The organism is Pedobacter sp. 05T44 (genome assembly GCF_056395985.1).
In genome coordinates, this window is sequence record NZ_JBFTKO010000051.1 from 1 (window position 1) to 367 (window position 367).

Here is a 367-nt window from a genome sequence, read left to right on the forward strand (position 1 = left end):
GAGTTGCGAGTTGCGCCGTCCTCTCCAAGGGTTAAACCAGCATGGGAAGCACATATTTTTACGTTTTTGTCAGAATAAGCTACCGATTGTCGGATCTGATCATAAACCCTGCCTGTAGAAAAATTGGCAAAAGTTCCTGTAAAAGGAATTTTACCGCCAATGGTTAAACCGGCTGCAATACCGATCATGTTTGCCTCAGCAATGCCGATCTGGAAAAAGCGTTCAGGGAATTCTTTAATAAAGGCATCCATTTTTAAAGAGCCCACTAAGTCTGCGCATAGTGCAACTACTTMAGGATTTTTTTTACCTGCTTCAAGTAATCCTGCTCCAAAACCAGAGCGGGTATCTTTTTTTTCAGTGTATGTAT

At 41.8% G+C, this 367-nt stretch carries 1 protein-coding gene; it reads right to left on the bottom strand.

The window, feature by feature from the left end; translation table 11 throughout:
• A partial coding sequence (locus tag AC1DDK_RS26175; protein ID WP_477634198.1) for a transketolase family protein occupies positions 1 to 367 on the bottom strand: 367 nt, incomplete at both ends.